At 44.9% G+C, this 16840-nt stretch carries 14 protein-coding genes; 4 read left to right on the top strand and 10 right to left on the bottom strand.

What is annotated here, in order from left to right:
* Window positions 1-12: 12 nt before the first annotated feature.
* The 5 genes from fabD to yceD all read right to left on the bottom strand — a co-directional run bounded on the left by fabD (window position 13) and on the right by yceD (window position 3759).
* A complete protein-coding gene (gene fabD, locus C1S73_RS16640; protein WP_038869450.1) occupies window positions 13-936 on the bottom strand; it encodes an ACP S-malonyltransferase in 924 nt (307 codons plus the stop codon).
* Between the two features lie 76 nt (window positions 937-1012).
* Entirely contained in the window at window positions 1013-1963 is a 951-nt protein-coding gene (locus tag C1S73_RS16635; RefSeq protein ID WP_038869448.1) for a beta-ketoacyl-ACP synthase III, read from the bottom strand.
* 5 nt (window positions 1964-1968) lie between these two features.
* Window positions 1969-2994 (bottom strand): phosphate acyltransferase PlsX, encoded by a 1026-nt coding sequence (gene plsX, locus C1S73_RS16630; RefSeq protein ID WP_038869447.1) that lies wholly within the window; start codon window positions 2992-2994, stop codon window positions 1969-1971.
* Between the two features lie 10 nt (window positions 2995-3004).
* Window positions 3005-3175, bottom strand: a complete 171-nt coding sequence (gene rpmF / locus C1S73_RS16625) for a 50S ribosomal protein L32 (protein WP_005396978.1) — start codon at window positions 3173-3175, stop codon at window positions 3005-3007.
* A gap of 59 nt (window positions 3176-3234) precedes the next feature.
* Complete coding sequence (gene yceD, locus C1S73_RS16620) at window positions 3235-3759, bottom strand: 23S rRNA accumulation protein YceD (protein ID WP_038869444.1); 525 nt, start codon at window positions 3757-3759, stop codon at window positions 3235-3237.
* A 149-nt stretch (window positions 3760-3908) separates the two neighbouring features.
* Between yceD and C1S73_RS16615 the strand changes: the two genes are divergently transcribed.
* On the top strand, window positions 3909-4490 hold the full coding sequence (locus C1S73_RS16615; protein ID WP_038869442.1) for a Maf family protein: 582 nt from the start codon (window positions 3909-3911) through the stop codon (window positions 4488-4490).
* A gap of 279 nt (window positions 4491-4769) precedes the next feature.
* Here C1S73_RS16615 and rluC read toward each other — a convergent pair whose 3' ends face one another.
* On the bottom strand, window positions 4770-5714 hold the full coding sequence (gene rluC, locus C1S73_RS16610; protein WP_009707033.1) for a 23S rRNA pseudouridine(955/2504/2580) synthase RluC: 945 nt from the start codon (window positions 5712-5714) through the stop codon (window positions 4770-4772).
* A 636-nt stretch (window positions 5715-6350) separates the two neighbouring features.
* Here rluC and rne point away from each other — a divergent pair.
* Window positions 6351-9413, top strand: coding sequence for a ribonuclease E (gene rne, locus C1S73_RS16605; RefSeq protein ID WP_038869439.1), 3063 nt, complete (start codon window positions 6351-6353; stop codon window positions 9411-9413).
* Between the two features lie 320 nt (window positions 9414-9733).
* Window positions 9734-11293 carry a SulP family inorganic anion transporter gene (locus C1S73_RS16595; RefSeq protein WP_038869435.1) on the top strand — a complete coding sequence of 520 codons (1560 nt, stop codon included), beginning with the start codon at window positions 9734-9736 and terminating at the stop codon, window positions 11291-11293.
* 89 nt (window positions 11294-11382) lie between these two features.
* Here C1S73_RS16595 and C1S73_RS16590 read toward each other — a convergent pair whose 3' ends face one another.
* The gene (locus C1S73_RS16590; protein WP_038869433.1) at window positions 11383-11832 is read right to left on the bottom strand and encodes a low molecular weight protein-tyrosine-phosphatase; all 450 of its coding nucleotides are present in this window, start codon (window positions 11830-11832) and stop codon (window positions 11383-11385) included.
* Window positions 11833-11949: 117 nt separating this feature from the next.
* Here C1S73_RS16590 and cobO point away from each other — a divergent pair, with 117 nt between their 5' ends.
* Entirely contained in the window at window positions 11950-12555 is a 606-nt protein-coding gene (cobO, locus tag C1S73_RS16585) for a cob(I)yrinic acid a,c-diamide adenosyltransferase (protein WP_038869430.1), read from the top strand.
* A 77-nt stretch (window positions 12556-12632) separates the two neighbouring features.
* On the opposite strand, the gene C1S73_RS16580 is transcribed toward cobO, so the two are convergent.
* The 3 genes from C1S73_RS16580 to apbC form a co-directional block, all read right to left on the bottom strand.
* On the bottom strand, window positions 12633-14720 hold the full coding sequence (locus C1S73_RS16580; protein WP_038869429.1) for an AsmA family protein: 2088 nt from the start codon (window positions 14718-14720) through the stop codon (window positions 12633-12635).
* A gap of 190 nt (window positions 14721-14910) precedes the next feature.
* Window positions 14911-15552 (bottom strand): uridine kinase, encoded by a 642-nt coding sequence (gene udk, locus C1S73_RS16575; RefSeq protein ID WP_038869428.1) that lies wholly within the window; start codon window positions 15550-15552, stop codon window positions 14911-14913.
* A 181-nt stretch (window positions 15553-15733) separates the two neighbouring features.
* Window positions 15734-16810 (bottom strand): iron-sulfur cluster carrier protein ApbC, encoded by a 1077-nt coding sequence (gene apbC / locus C1S73_RS16570; RefSeq protein ID WP_038869426.1) that lies wholly within the window; start codon window positions 16808-16810, stop codon window positions 15734-15736.
* Between the last annotated feature and the right edge of the window lie 30 nt (window positions 16811-16840).

Below are 16840 nucleotides of genomic sequence, written 5' to 3'. Positions count from 1 at the left end.
ATCGTGAGTAAATTACTTAGCGGCTTCTAGCGACGCGACGTCGTTAACAGCTGCTGCGCTTAGTGTTTTCACGATACGTTTTGTTAGACCTGTAAGTACTTTACCAGGACCAAGCTCAAGAAGATTTTCTACGCCTTGCTCACTCATTAGCTGCACGCTCTCAGTCCAGCGAACTGGGCTGTGTAACTGGCGAACAAGTGCATCTTTGATTTTTGCAGGATCTGTTTCTGCTGCCACATCAACGTTGTTGATTACTGGAAGCTGTGGCGCATTGAATTCAATAGACTCTAGCGCAACGGCTAGTTTCTCTGCTGCTGGTTTCATTAGTGCACAGTGTGAAGGCACAGAAACTGGAAGAGGAAGAGCACGTTTAGCACCTGCTTCTTTACATAGTGCGCCGGCGCGCTCTACTGCGTCTTTGCTACCTGCAATAACAACTTGACCAGGCGAGTTGAAGTTTACTGGAGAAACGACGTCACCTTGTGCTGCTTCTTCACAAGCTTTTGCAATTGCTTCGTCATCTAAACCGATGATCGCGTACATTGCACCAGTACCCGCAGGTACCGCTTCTTGCATCAGTTGACCACGTAGCTCAACCAGTTTGATTGCTTCTTTAAAGTCAATCACACCAGCACACACAAGCGCTGAATACTCACCTAGGCTGTGACCCGCTAGGTTTGCTGGTTGCTCTAGACCAAGATCTTGCCATACACGCCAGATAGCCACAGATGAAGCTAGTAATGCAGGCTGAGTGCGGAAAGTTTGGTTTAGATCTTCTGCAGGTCCATTTTGAACAAGCGCCCATAGGTCGTAACCTAGTGCGTCAGATGCTTCTGCAAATGTTTGTTTCACTACGTCATATTGTTCGCCTAGGTCAGCAAGCATACCTACAGCTTGTGAACCTTGACCTGGAAATACGATAGCAAACTTGCTCATGTTGTTTTCCTTTAAGCAAAGTAAAAAGAAATAAGATGCACCGCAGCGCATCTTAAATTTTGAATTCTTGTGAAAGTTAGAACTTCACCAGAGCTGAGCCCCAAGTGAATCCGCCGCCAAACGCTTCAAGAAGCAGAGTTTGACCACGTTTAATACGACCATCACGTACCGCTTCATCCAGTGCTGTTGGCACGGTTGCTGCTGATGTGTTGCCGTGTTTATCAAGTGTAATCACGACTTGGTCTAGTGACATCGAAAGCTTCTTCGCTGTCGCTGAAATGATGCGGTAGTTCGCTTGATGCGGAACCAGCCAGTCTAGTTCAGACTTATGCATGTCGTTCGCTTCAAGCGTGTCTTTTACTAGCCTTGAAAGCTGAGTAACGGCTACTTTGAACACTTCGTTTCCAGCCATATGCAGCCACTTGTTCGCATCTTTACCACGTTCAGGAACAGGCAGGCTCAATAGATCGCCAAACTGGCCGTCTGAATATACGTGCGTAGAGATAATACCAGGCTCTTCGCTTGCACCAAGGACAACGGCACCCGCAGCATCACCAAATAAGATGATAGTTGAGCGATCCGTTGGATCACATGTTTTCGACAATGCGTCTGCACCAATCACAAGCACATTTTTGCACATGCCAGATTTGATGTGTTGATCAGCAACAGACAATGCGTATACAAAGCCTGAACAAGCAGCGGCTAAGTCGAATGCAGGACAACCTTTAATGCCAAGCTTTCCTTGCACCTGACACGCAGATGAAGGGAAAGTATGGCTACTGCTAGTAGTAGCAACGATAATCAGGTCGATATCGTTTTTGTCGATGCCGGCCATATCGATAGCGTTTTCAGCTGCGTAGAATGCCATATCTGCAACTGTTTCATCTTCAGCTGCAATTCGACGCTCTTTAATACCAGTACGAGCTACGATCCACTCGTCACTTGTATCTACCATTTTCTCTAGGTCTGCGTTAGTACGCACCTGAGATGGCAGGTAGCTGCCAGTACCTAAAATTTTGCTATACATGAAGACTAATAATGCCTCTCGAGTAAAACCGCTTCCAAACGATCGCTAATACGGCTTGGTACTTGTCGTTTGACCTCGTGTACTGCCTCGCCAAGTGCATTGACAATCGCAGATACATCCGCACTTCCATGGCTTTTTATGACGATGCCGCGCAATCCTAGCAAACTTGCGCCGTTATACTGGTCGGGGTTCAGTGTTTTTAGTTCATTAAATAGCCGAGAAAACAGTTTTCTAGCAATCCATCCCTTTATCGTTGATGCCATCATGCTGGTTTTTAGTTTTTCGATAAAGAGTTGCGCTGTTCCCTCGCTGGCTTTTAAGCATACGTTACCGACAAAGCCATCACAAACAATGACATCGGCCACGTCATGCAAAATTTGATTACCTTCAATATAACCCACAAAATTAATTGCGTCGGTTTGAGAAAGCATTTCTGCACAGCGTTTGACTAAATCGTTTCCTTTAATTTCTTCAGCACCAATATTCAGTACCGCCACTCGAGGTGGGTGGCCAAGATGCTCTTCGGCTAATGCACTGCCCATTACAGCAAACTGAAATAAACTGTCAGCATCGCACGACACATTTGCACCAAGATCTAACATCCAAGTACGTTTGCCACTGATGGTTGGTAATGCGGAAACTAAAGCAGGACGCTCAATACCAGGAAGCAGTTTAAGAATAAATCGTGAGAGCGCCATAAGGGCACCGGTGTTCCCACCACTCACACATGCATCTGCTCCGTTTTCAGAAACGAGATCGATAGCCATACGCATAGAGCTGTTTTGGCTGTTACGTAATGCTAATGAAGGCTTTTCTGAATTTGAAATCACTTTCTCGCTATGAAGAATGCTCAAACGAGAACTGGTCGAGGTGCCTAGTTGGGATAATTGAGACGTGATCAGAGGTTGATCACCTATAAGAATCACTTTTAGCTCTGGGAAATGAGACAGTGCCTGCACGGCGGCAGGCACTGTTACGCGTGGACCGAAATCCCCGCCCATTGCATCAAGTGCAACGGTAATACTTTGCAAAGGTTCAACCTTACTTGTTGATAACCTTTTGACCACGGTAGTAACCTTCAGCAGTTACGTTGTGGCGTAGGTGAGTTTCACCAGAAGTCGCGTCTACAGATAGTGCAGCTGTAGTTAGCGCATCGTGTGAACGACGCATACCGCGCTTAGAACGAGTTTTACGGTTTTTCTGTACGGCCATTGACCCTACTCCTATACTATTGGGTTAAAAACCTAAAGAAGAAGCGGCTACCACACCAGTTACTTTTTCAGATTTTTCAAAACGTCGAATGGATTCGGTTTTTCTTCCTCAATTTCTTCAGGAATCTCACCAAAAACCATGTTATTTGAATCAACGCTACAATCCGCTTCGTCGTGCATTGCGATTTGAGGCAATGTTAAGATGAACTCGTCTTCAACTAGTTGTATAAGGTCTAATTCACCGTACTCATTTAGATCTACCAAATCATAAATTTCTGGTGCTTCCTCTTCCGTCTTCTCACCGTAGTAAGGAGTGTAAAGGAATTCAACTTCACACTGATGTGTGAATACCTCATTACAACGCTGACACTCTAAATCGACTTCGATGTTAGCTTTACCAGAGATAACAACAAGTCGCTGTTCATCAAGATCAAATGACAATGAGACTTCTGCGTCGCGTTTTACGCCTTCAGTTGTTTCCGCTAAGCGCTTGAAAAGACTAGCTTGGATGATGCCATCGTAATCTAATCGTTTCTGTGCGGACTTCGCCGGATCAACCGTTCGCGGTATTTTTACCTTTTGCATAGGGCGCGAATATTATCTTCCAAATCAAAATTAGTCAAAGAAAAAGGCAAAAAAGTTGTACTTTTTTACGCTTAACATACAGAGCATTAGCCAGAATCGATTTTGATCGATTATCCTATTGGAAATGCTTGTGCGAATTGTAATTCAAAATGAAAAATTACCAACTGGTTTTAGCCTCAACCTCCCCTTTTCGTAAACAACTGCTGGAAAAACTAGCAGTGCCTTTTACTTGCTTGTCACCGAACAGCGACGAGACACCTTTGCCGAACGAGACACCTTTAGAATTGGTGCAAAGGCTCGCAATTAGTAAAGCCACCTCTTGTGACACAACCGATAACAGCTTAGTGATAGGCAGTGACCAAGTCTGTGTTATTGACGGTAATATCGTTGGCAAGCCGTTGAACCGAGAAAACGCCATTAAGCAATTATTAGCTCAAAGCGGTAAAACTATCACTTTCTATACTGGCCTTGCCGTACACAACACTAATACGAACCATACTGAGGTCGGCTTCGATACGTTTGAAGTGCATTTTAGAGCGTTAACCCAAGAACAAATCGAACGTTACGTCGATAGAGAAGAACCATTTTACTGCGCAGGCAGTTTTAAGAGTGAAGGCATGGGGATTTGTCTGTTTAAGAAGTTAGTCGGCAAAGATCCGAATACGTTAGTCGGGCTGCCGCTTATTGATTTGATCGACATGCTGCAAAAACAAGGGCTAGATATTTTGTAGGGAATCAGGAATCAGGAATCAGGAATCAGGAATCAGGAATCAGGAATCAGGAATCAGGAATCAGGAATCAGCTCTATTTTGTCTTTCTACATACCAATTCTGTCAACTCCAGTTAGAACTTAGCTTCTTTCACATGCCCTCCAACGGAGCGCTTCCGAATATTAGAGCGCTGCATTCCGAACGCCCTTGTAATCCAACTCAACGATCAAAAAAGCCGATGTATTAACATCGGCTTTTACATAGTTTTTTGCAGTCCAGAAGGAGTAGATACTCTTACCTCTACTTTTTACGCAAACCCGCTAAGACTTTCTCTAATTTCGCTTCCATCGGCGCGTTGATTTCCATCCACTCATCATTCGATGGGTGCTGGAACTTGATGTTAGCTGCGTGTAGGAACAAACGGTTCAAACCAACCTGACCAGTGTACGCATCAAAACGACGATCCCCATAGCGGTCATCCCATGCAATTGGGTGGCCCGTGTATTGAGTATGCACACGAATCTGGTGAGTACGCCCCGTAATTGGGCTGGCTTGAATCAACGTTGCTTGCTCGAACTTCTCCAACACTTTAAAACGCGTCTCAGACGGCTTACCGTTTGGATTCACTCGAACAATACTGTTCACTTCGTTTTTAAGAAGTGGCGCATTAACAACTTTGCAGCTGTTTTTCCACTCGCCCATCACAAGCGCGAAGTAAAACTTCTTCACTGTTTTCTCACGGAACTGTGCTTGCAGGTGACGCAGTGCTGAACGCTTCTTCGCAACAAGTAAGATTCCGGATGTATCACGGTCAATGCGATGAACAAGTTCAAGGAAGCGAGCTTGTGGACGCAGTGCTCTGAGTGCCTCAATCGCACCAAACTTCAAACCACTTCCCCCGTGTACTGCCGTACCGGATGGCTTGTTGAGAATCAAAAGATGATCGTCTTCAAAAATGATCTTATCTTCTAACTCTGCCACTTTATTTAGCTTCGTACTTGGTGCAACGTCGTCTTCTTTCTTTTCTACCGTAACTGGAGGAATACGAACAAGATCGCCTGCTTTTAGTTTGTACTCTGCTTTAATGCGCTTTTTATTTACGCGTACTTCGCCCTTGCGCACAATTCGATAAATCATGCTCTTTGGGATGTCTTTTAATTGGTTACGCAAGAAATTATCAATGCGTTGACCCGCCATATCTTCGTCGATATCGACGAACTGGACTTGTGTTCTTATTTCGCTCATGGCCGCTATTGTAAACCCAAATCTGTGTGACTTCACATTATTCTTGCTGCAAAAGAAACACTTGTAGTCATAAATAGCCCCAAAACACGCCAAGCTTTTGTTTAGATTATTAAAAGTCTTTATCAACTTCTCTATTTGTTTCTCGTCTTTCTCAGTTTGCGAGACTCAAGTGCTTATGAAACAGCCAGTTATAAATTACAAAAATTGAATTTAGCGCCAATTTTTCCATCGTTTGCGCTAAAGCAGATTGCTGATATCAACCTGCGCTGCTATAGTTCACAGCTGCTAAGGAAGGTTTGGTTACATTTTGTTCATTACCAATCATTTACCCCAAGCAATGTGAGTAGGTTGTTGAATGTCAGGTGCAGCATTGGCGTAAGACACATTGAGTTCAACACACTTGTCACTCTACTCCTCGCATATTCACGTTGAGTATCAACCGCCCGAATAGCGGGTCACAAGTTTCCGTTTCCAACGAAACCCAAAAGAATTTGTGATGACTGAAGTGCCCGAGAGCATCCCCTTCCAGCCGGGAGGCTGCAAAATATAAGCCATGGGATCAGGCACCGTGAAAGAGCGAAAAACCAGTGACAAGTTGCAAAGAAATATAAAAGAAAAGACAACGAGAAATTTTCAATGAAAAGAATGTTAATTAACGCAACTCAAAAAGAAGAGTTGCGTGTCGCTCTGGTTGATGGCCAGCGACTTTTCGATCTTGATATCGAGAGTCCAGGTCATGAATCTAAAAAAGCGAATATCTACAAAGGACGTATCACACGTATCGAACCAAGCTTAGAAGCCGCATTTGTTGATTACGGTGCTGAGCGTCACGGTTTCCTCCCTCTCAAAGAAATTGCCCGCGAATATTTCCCTGAAGGTTACACTTACCAAGGTCGCCCAAGCATTAAAGAAGTGCTGACTGAAGGTCAAGAAGTAATCGTGCAAGTGGAAAAAGAAGAACGTGGTAGTAAGGGTGCAGCCCTAACTACGTTCATTTCTCTTGCGGGTAGCTACCTTGTTCTCATGCCTAATAACCCTCGTGCTGGCGGTATTTCTCGCCGTATCGAAGGTGACGAGCGCACTCAACTGAAAGCCGCTTTAAGCACGTTAGAACTACCACAAGGTATGGGTCTAATCGTACGTACTGCAGGCGTAGGTAAGAGTGCAGAAGAACTTGAGTGGGATTTGAACGTACTACTTAACCACTGGGGTGCGATTAAGGGCGCAGCAGATTCTAACCCTGCTCCATTCCTAATCCACCAAGAAAGTAACGTAATCGTTCGTGCAATCCGTGACTACCTACGTCGTGATATCGGTGAGATTCTAATCGACAGCAATACCATCTACGAACGTGCTAAAGAGCACATTCAGCTGGTACGCCCAGATTTCATCAGCCGCGTTAAAAAATACGAAGGCGAAGTACCGCTATTTAGCCACTACCAAATCGAAAGCCAAATTGAATCGGCTTTCCAACGTGAAGTGCGTCTACCATCCGGTGGTTCTATCGTAATCGACCCAACAGAAGCGCTAACTTCTATCGACATCAACTCTGCTCGCGCAACAAAGGGCGGTGATATCGAAGAAACAGCATTGAATACTAACTTAGAAGCAGCAGACGAAATTGCTCGTCAATTGCGTCTACGTGACCTTGGTGGTTTGGTTGTTATCGACTTTATCGATATGACACCAGTTCGCCACCAACGTGAAGTTGAAAACCGTCTACGTGAAGCTGTTCGCCTAGACCGTGCTCGCGTTCAGATTGGTCGTATTTCTCGCTTTGGCCTTCTAGAAATGTCTCGTCAACGTTTGAGCCCTTCTCTTGCAGAAGCGAGCCACCATATCTGTCCTCGCTGTAGCGGTACAGGTGTCGTTCGTGATAATGAATCCCTAGCTCTATCCGTCCTTCGTTTAATCGAAGAAGAAGCACTGAAAGACAACACCGCGCAAGTTCTTGCCGTTGTACCTGTTCCGATTGCCTCTTACCTTTTGAACGAAAAGCGTCGCTCAGTAAACCACATCGAGCGTATCCAAGAAGTTAAGATCACCGTTGTTCCTAACTCTGATATGGAAACGCCACACTTCGAAGTGATTCGTGTACGCGAAGGTGAAGAGTTTGACCTGCTTTCTTACCTACTTCCTAAGAAATTGGAAGCAATGAAAGAAGCAGAAGGCAAAGAACCTGTTGAAGTTGAAATCAAACCAAAACGTATTGAAGAACCAGTACTAAAAGGCTTCGCTTCACCAACTCAAACTGCACCAGCTCCGGCTTCTAAACCAGCACCAGCTGCTAAGAAGAAAGAAGTGGTACAGGAAGAGAAACCTGGGTTGTTTAGCCGTCTATTCAAAGCACTAGGTAGCTTCCTATTTGGTGGTTCTGAAGAAGTTAAAGAAGAGCCGAAACAAGAAGAGAAGAAACCAAACCGCGACAATAAACGCAACAAACGTGATCGCAACGACCGCCGTCGCAACAATCAGCGTGGCGAAAACCGTGAGAATCGTGGTGACAGAGATAACCGTGATGGCAACCGCGACAACAAACGTCGTCGTAAACCACGTGAAGAGCAGTCAACAGAGCAGAACGAAACACAGCAGCAGTCTAATAAACCGCAAAACCGTAACCAAAAGCGCAAGCCAAAACCTCAACAAGCTGAAAAAGCTCAAGAGCAAAAGGCAAACGCTAAAGTTGCGGAAAAAGGTCTACAACTAGCTGCCGAAGCTCGTACTGGTTCAGAGGCGAAGCCTGAAGAAAACAAAGCGAAGCCAAACGCGAAAGCAGAAAAAGTGAAAGAGCGTCGTCAACGTCGCAAACTGAACAAATCTGTTCGTGTGAAGGACCAACAAGCCGCCGAGCAAGCAGTTGAAACTGTAAAAGCCGTTGAACCTGTTGAAGCGCCAGTTGAAAAGCCAGTAGAGGCAGCAGCAGAAGCACAACAAGACAACAAGGCAGAGTCGAAGCAACGTCGTAACCGTCGTTCTCCACGTCACCTACGTGCAAGTGGTCAACGTCGTCGTCGTGGTCGTGATCGCCGCCCTAACCCATTCCGCCTACGTAAAGGTGGTGTAGCCTCTCCAGAGATGGCAATGGGTAAAGTAATGCCACGTTACATTCCAAAACCAGCGCCTAAGAAGGAAGAGCGAGTTCAGGAAGAAACCGTTATTGCAACATCAGCGGTACCAGCAATGCAAGGTGGTTTTGCTTGTCCAGAAATGGCGATGGGTAAAGTTATCATTCGTCGTGAACAACCTATTGTTACTGAAGCACCAGCTGTTGAACCGAAAGTTCAAGAGACTGATGAAGCAAAAACTGAAACACCAGTTGTAGAAACGGTTGTTGTTGAAGCACCAGTCGTGGCTGAACAAGCTCCAGTTGTTGAAGTCGTTGAGGCTGTTGAAACTCCAGTGGTTGACGCAACAGAAACCGTTGTAGAAGCAGCTCCTGTGGTAGAAGCGATTGAAGAAGCAGCAGAAGAAGTGGCCGTTGCAATCGAAACAGCAGAGCCAAAAGCAGAAGTCATCAAAGTTGTAGCTAAACCACAAGCTAGCGCACCAATGACGAAAGCACCGGGCCCTCAAGAAATTCGCGAAATTTCTGTTACCGCAGCACCACTTAAAGCTGAACGTTACACGTCGAAAGGCGCTGGTAGCCAAGTAGCAACAAACAGTGCAACAGCGGCAATGACAAAACCGAACTTTAACTAAGTTTAAAACTGTCATAGCTTAAAGCTAAATAAAAGGCTGCCATTTGGCAGCCTTTTTTGTTACTTATCGTGTTAACTGAAATTGTTCATATTAATATCAACGACTGATCACATTTGTCGGTCATTATCCCTATCATTCTTGAACTTAATCACACTTTTCGGTAGCATTCGCCGACTCAAGTTTTCGACACCATTCTGATGCTGCTCTTTTTTACTACGGTTTGTGCTGATCGAAGTGGCTAACACTTCACCTATCAGTACTTGTGCAAATATGAATATGTGTCGAGAGAAATTCATCGCCAAGAGAACTCAATACAAACCATGTTCGAATTTCCTCAATTTTCTAAGCACTCCGTAAAAAATGATGTGCTTTCAGGCTTAACCGTTGCGCTTGCGCTGGTTCCTGAAGCAGTAGCATTCGCCTTCGTTGCAGGTGTAGATCCAATGGTCGGTCTGTATGCTGCATTCATTGTAGGCCTTATCACCTCTATCTTTGGTGGCCGTCCTGGCATGATTTCAGGTGCGACCGGTGCAATGGCAGTGGTAATGGTATCGCTAGTTGCAACCCACGGAGTGCAATATCTATTTGCCGCGATTATGCTGGCGGGTATTCTTCAGATTGCTGCTGGTTTATTCAAACTAGGTAAATTCATCCGTATCGTTCCACATCCAGTAATGATTGGTTTTGTAAACGGTCTAGCTATTGTTATCTTCCTAGCACAGTTAGGTCAGTTTAAAGCGCCTGATATCAACGGTATGCTAACTTGGTTACCACAGGACCAAATGTTCCTTATGCTAGGTTTGGTTGCTTTGACGATGGGCATCATCCACTTCCTACCTAAGATCACCACAGCTGTGCCATCTTCGCTTGTTGCGATCGTGACAGTGACAGCGCTTGTTGTTGGTTTGGATCTGGAAACTCGCACAGTAGTAGACTTCCTACGTACTATGTCTGGTGACGAAGCAGCGACTTTGGCGGGCTCTCTCCCTACATTCTCCATTCCAGCGGTACCATTGACACTTGAAACACTACAAATCATTCTGCCGTACGCAATCATCCTTGCAGCTATCGGTCTGATTGAGTCTCTGTTGACGCTGACTGTTCTAGATGAAATGACGAATACTCGCGGTCAATCGAACCGTGAATGTATCGGTCAAGGCATGGCAAACATGACGTGTTCAGTATTTGGTGCGATGGGTGGCTGTGCAATGATTGGTCAATCAATGATCAACGTAAATTCAGGTGGTCGTGGTCGACTTTCTGGCATCGTTGCAGCAAGTGCACTTCTGATCTTTATCCTATTTGCATCATCGCTTATCGAAATGATCCCTCTAGCTGCGCTAGTCGGTGTGATGTTCATGGTTGTAATCGGCACATTTGAATGGGCGACCTTCAAGCTTGCACGACGTGTTCCTAAACAAGACTTCTTCGTTATCGTTCTAGTAACTGTCGTTACGGTGCTGACTGACCTTGCGGTCGCCGTTGCTGTCGGTGTTATTGCATCAGCGCTGATGTTTGCATGGCAGCACGCAAAACACATCTACGCAGACACTCGTTTGAATGAAGAAGGCTCTAAAGAATACAAAATCCATGGCCCTATCTTCTTCGGCTCAGCGGCTAACTTCCTAGAACTGTTTAACGCGCACGGCGATCCAAAAGATATTATCGTTGACTTCGCAGACTCTCGCGTAACAGATCACTCCGCAATCGAAGCGATTGAAACTTTGGCAGAGCGCTACGCTGCACTAGGTAAAACACTTCACCTACGTCACTTGAGCCCAGACTGCCGCAAGCTTCTTGATAAAGCGGGTAGCTTGGTTGAAATCAATGTGAAAGAAGATCCAAGCTATAAAGTAGCAACAGACATTCTAGCGGGTTAATCCCAAATTAGATTGTTCAGGTATAGTTCTTTAGAAAGCGAAAAAGGGATGAGTCATACTCGTCCCTTTTTTTTATCTGTTATTTACATTTATAGCTTGTTCAAAATCGCTTCTGAAGCTTCTTCAATCAAATCTAATACCAATTCAAACCCCCTTTCTCCACCGTAATATGGGTCAGGAATTTCATCGTATTTGGAGTCCGAATGGCTCAAAAATAGCGAGACTTTATGGCGATGCTCTACCGGGCAAATATCCAGAAGATCCGCAAGATTCGCCTTGTCTGCTGCGAGTACAAGATCAAACTCTCCAAAATCCTCAACCTTTACCTGACGTGAACGTATTCCTTTAAAAGAATAGCCTCGTTGCTTACCGGCTTGCATAGAGCGTGCATCTGGTGAATTACCTGCGTGGTAACCAATTGTGCCAGCCGAGTCAATTTCGACATCCACACCAAGCTTTTCGGCTTTCGCTCTCAGTACCGCCTCTCCAGTTGGAGAGCGACAAATATTTCCCATACAAACAACGAGTATTTTCTTCATTTTATTCCCTGAATTATCGATGGTTTTTCTTCACGATGTGTTGGTCTATCATAGCGAGATAATCCAATGAACCCAAGTCAGCTTGGGCAAGGCACGACAAGGAATTGAGGAAGTAATATGTCTATCGAAGAAAACAAAGAAGCACGCCATAAGGCTCGCCAACAAAAAGTAAAAGAACAGGTAGACGCAAAAATTGCTGCGGCTCAAGAGGAAAAAGGCTTGCTACTGGTTATCACAGGTAACGGTAAAGGGAAGTCAACTTCGGGCTTCGGAACAATCGCTCGTGCAGTTGGTCACGGTTTGAATTGTTCCGTTGCTCAATTTATTAAAGGTACTTGGGACAACGGCGAGCGTAATCTACTTGAAAAACTTGGGGTAGAATTCCAAGTGATGGCCACGGGTTTTACATGGGAAACACAGAATAAAACGGCGGATACAGATGCTGCTCAGTTAGTTTGGCAAGAATGTAAGCGTATGCTGAAAGACGAATCGATCGATGTGATTCTGTTTGACGAATTAACTTACATGGTGAGCTATGGGTACATAGACTTGGATGAGGTCGTAGAAGCCCTAAACAACCGTCCTAAAATGCAGTCTGTCGTGATCACTGGCCGCGGAGCACACCGCACTCTGATTGAAATGGCCGATACAGTATCGGAAGTAAAGAACGTCAAACACGCTTTTGAATCTGGCGTAAAAGCTTTAAAAGGTGTGGATTGGTAATCTATTCATCGTGCAATAATTAATAAAAAAGGGTTGGCGTATTGCCAACCCTTTTCTCTTTTAGATTTAGACCGCAGTTAATTGAACAAGCCTTTCAATAGGCCATCAACGGCTTCTTTGGTCTTCTCATCTTTGATCTTGTCCGTTAGCTTCTCTACACCACGATCAATTTCTTTCTGCGCTTTTTGTTTTAACACATCATCAAAGACCAGTTTGAATTTAGGCTCTGCCCATTTTCCAGATACATTGATAGGAATGGTAATGTCTTTAAGTTCATCGATGTTCTTACCACCTTGCCCTTCTAAAGAACCAACCACTGAGGTACTGATCGTAAAATCGACGGTTTCATTCAGATAGCTGGCTTTACCTTTACCGCGCACACGCAATAACGGTGATTGGGCTTTCATGTTATCCGTTGAAACGACACCTTTATTCAGTTTCAATGTTGCTGTCATAGCACTGAAGTCGGTTTTCTTCACTTCATCTGTGCCGTCTAAGCTCTGCCCTTTAAAACGTGCGTAGTTTTCACGAATCAATTGAGCAACGTTAATGCCGTTAACTGCACCATCGGTAAAGTTAATCGCGATAGTACCAACTAAGTTCTTTTTGATGCCTGTTGGAGTGAGGCTGCTGCCCTTGACATTAACGTCAATATTACCTGTTCCTTCAAGCATATCGTTGTTCGCTACATCAATAAGTAGCGGTTGAACATGAATACCTTTGATCGACTTCTTAGCCGTATAAGTCGCAGGTGATTTACGAGCATCCAACTTAGCTGTTGCAGAAATCGTACCTTGATATAGCTTAGAGGTGAACGAGTTCAGATCAAACACACCACGATTGATAGAGAAGCTTGCTTTTACGGCTTCCATCTTTGCATTCGCCGCTTTGAATTTATCGATCGTGATATCGCCTTTCACGTCTAACGTTTTCGATGCAGACAGGTCCGGTTCAACTTCTGGTCCTGCTGGTGCTTTGCTACCACCAGATGCTGGTTTATCACCCGCAGGAGCTTGATTATTCAAGCCAAAAAATTCATCTAAGCCGATATTAGGGCTGTGCACAGCAAAGCGTACCTTAGGAATATCCCCCAGAGTGACATCCGCTTTACCATCAAGTGCAATGGCGTTCGCCGTTAGCTTCTCCAACACAAAGCTCAGGTGACTCTTAGTTAGGTCAAACGAAAGATCCGAAGCCATATCCACTTTCATTGGTGATTGCGGCAGCGTATCCCCCTCAAAAGTTGAGTTGAGCGTCAACTTGTTTAATTGCACTTTGCTAATCGCCTTATCAACGTTCAGCTCACCGCCACCTTTCATATCGAGTTTCATGCCACCCGCTTCGCCTTTGAGCGCATAGCTTAGGTTATTGGCCTTATCGAACTCAAAAGTGTCCAGACCGATAGTTGCCGAATCAATCTTGTTTGTCGCATCCGCATAAGTCGCATCAAAGTTAATGTCTTTCAGAGCATAGTTTGCAAGACCTTTCGCCAACTTAAAGTCAGCTTTACCTTGGGCGGTAAACTTCTGCTCATTCATCTCACCTTTCACACCAAAATCTGCGGTGGTCCAGTTATCAAAAGCAAACTGGGAGAGATTTAAAGAGATATCAGAAAGCTTAATATGGCTATCTGCTTGCTTGTCTTGGATTTCAACATAACCATTTGAGATGCTGACTCCTGCAAGATTGATTGTCCAATCGGAGCCAGAACCTTGCGTTGCACTCTCCTGCTTCGGCGTAGTATTCGTTGTTTGCTCAGCTTGTTGAGTTTGCGCCTTGGTAAGAGCATCAATATTTTTGCTGCCATCTTTCAAGGTTTCTAAATAGAACTCAGCGCCATCCAGTGTGACATTGCCAATTTCTAATTGTTTGCTCAACAGAGGCGTAACTGAGACATCCACACCGACGGCGTCGACTTTGAATAAGTTTGGTTGGCTAAAACCTTGAGGATTGCGCAGCTCGGTGCGTCCCAGTTCGAAACCAATCGATGGGAAAAACTGCCAACTGATATCGCCTTCAATCACCAACTCTAAACCCGTTTGCTTCTGCGCTTGTTCCACAATAAGGGGTTTAAATTGATTCGGATTGACGAAAATAATTAATGCTAAAACAACGGCCAAAATTGCCACAACAGGTATGGCGATAATTAAGAGCAGTTTCTTCATTCGCTTTTTCCTTGCTCGTGTGTTTTTAAAATTATAATAGCTGACGCCACTTATCGCAGACAGTTCCGCAAAAGCGTGAAAAGCATCCAATTTTTATCTGCAACTGACTAATTTAAAAACAAAAAAAAGAAGTGGCACCTAAGGTGCCACTTCTTATCACAAAAATAAAGCGATATAGCCGTCTAAAGGCTTAAGCTTTCAGAAGTTTTGCAATGTGCGCTTTAAGAACGTCGATTGCGATACGGTTTTTACCACCACGAGGAACGATGATATCTGCGTATTGCTTTGAAGGTTCAATAAATTGCATGAACATCGGACGAACAGTTTGTTGGTATTGCTTAAGAACAGAGTCCATTGTACGACCGCGTTCTTCAACGTCACGCTTAACACGACGAAGTAGACAAATATCCAAAGGCGTATCCATAAACACAGTTGCGTGCATTAGGTTACGCAGGCGTGGGTCCGTTAGCAGCAAGATGCCTTCTAAAATGATTACCTTTTTAGGGGTCATTGGTGTGGTGTTACTTGTACGAGTGTGCTCAGTGTAGCTGTACTCAGGCACTTCTACGGCTTCGCCACGCACCAATTTTTCCAAGTGTTCACAAAGTAGGTCGTGGTCTAACGCGCTCGGGTGATCGTAGTTAGTCTTTACACGCTCTTCCATGCTTAGTTGGCTTTGGTCGTTGTAGTAGCAATCTTCCGTGATGACACCGATTTGATGATCGCCCACTTTCTCGCGAAGCTCATTGTAAATCGTGCTCGCGATCAGACTTTTTCCAGAAGCAGAAGCGCCAGCAATACCTACGATGACGCATTGATTATTATCAGACATTAGTTTGCACCCGATGATGATTTTCTAGTCACATAAAAAGATAAACTGCGTGATTATAGGGAGTTCACCCCATAGTTACTAGCTGGAATTAGAGTTTCGTTATAAGTTTCTGTCTACCTAGAGGATCAACCTCTAGGCAAACGATAAAACGAACAGTTTTCAACCAGTACTGTTTAAGAACTTAGTTTACCATTGTAAAACTGATTGCATCTGGCTTGGTCTTTCCTTGCCAATACATGATGCTACAAACACGATCGGCCAATTGCTTGTAGTAGCCAGCATGCTCACTCTCCGGACGTCTTGCGACGGTTGGAGTGCCCAAATCAATGTCTTCCCGCATTGAAATGTGCAATGGGATTTGACCCAGTAAGGCTAAGCCAAACTCTTGCGACATTTTTTCAGCTCCGCCAGTACCAAAAATGTGCTCGACCGCACCACACTGACCACAAATGTGATAACTCATGTTCTCAACTACACCGACAACTGGGACGTTCACTTTATGGAACATCGCCGCCCCTTTACGAGCATCCGCTAATGCAAGATCTTGTGGTGTCGTAACAAGCACAGTACCTGTTACTGGAATCTGCTGTGACAACGTCAATTGAATATCACCCGTACCAGGTGGCATATCAATCACCAAGTAATCAAGCTCTGGCCAATCGGTTTCCGTCAGCAACTGTGAAAGCGCTTTAGAGGCCATCGGGCCGCGCCAAATGGCAGCTTCCGACTTAGCCACTAAGTAACCGATAGAATGAGTATAGATACCATGTGCGAAAATAGGCTCCATCCATTTCGCATCGCGAACTTCTGGTTTTGCGTCTTCTTGACCTAGCATCATAGGAACCGATGGGCCATAGATATCAGCATCTAACAAGCCAACTTTCGCCCCCGACTGTGCAATGGCTAAAGCAAGGTTGACAGCCGTTGTCGATTTACCCACGCCTCCCTTTGCTGAGCTAACTGCGATAATGTTTTTCACGCCTTTAACGGCATTGGTAACTTGCGTCTCAAGCGCTTTGATATTCAACTCGATTTGACAATCGAACGCTGGAACATCACCCGATGCTTGTTGCTCTTTAACCCAATGGCTCAACGCAACTTGGATTTCGTTGCTCGCAAACGGCAAGGTAATTTGAATACCACCTTGCGCGGGGATCGCAACCATACCATTAATATCTGCCCAGTTTTCCACCAACTGCGGATGTTGAAACTGGTTAAGCCAATGACAAAAATCTTGTTTTGAAGTGAACTGATGCATGAGGCCTCCTTTATGCATCTAATCGTAGCA

Source organism: Vibrio jasicida 090810c (genome assembly GCF_002887615.1).
Lineage (GTDB): Bacteria > Pseudomonadota > Gammaproteobacteria > Enterobacterales > Vibrionaceae > Vibrio > Vibrio jasicida.
This window is presented reverse-complemented; position numbering and strand designations above follow the sequence as displayed.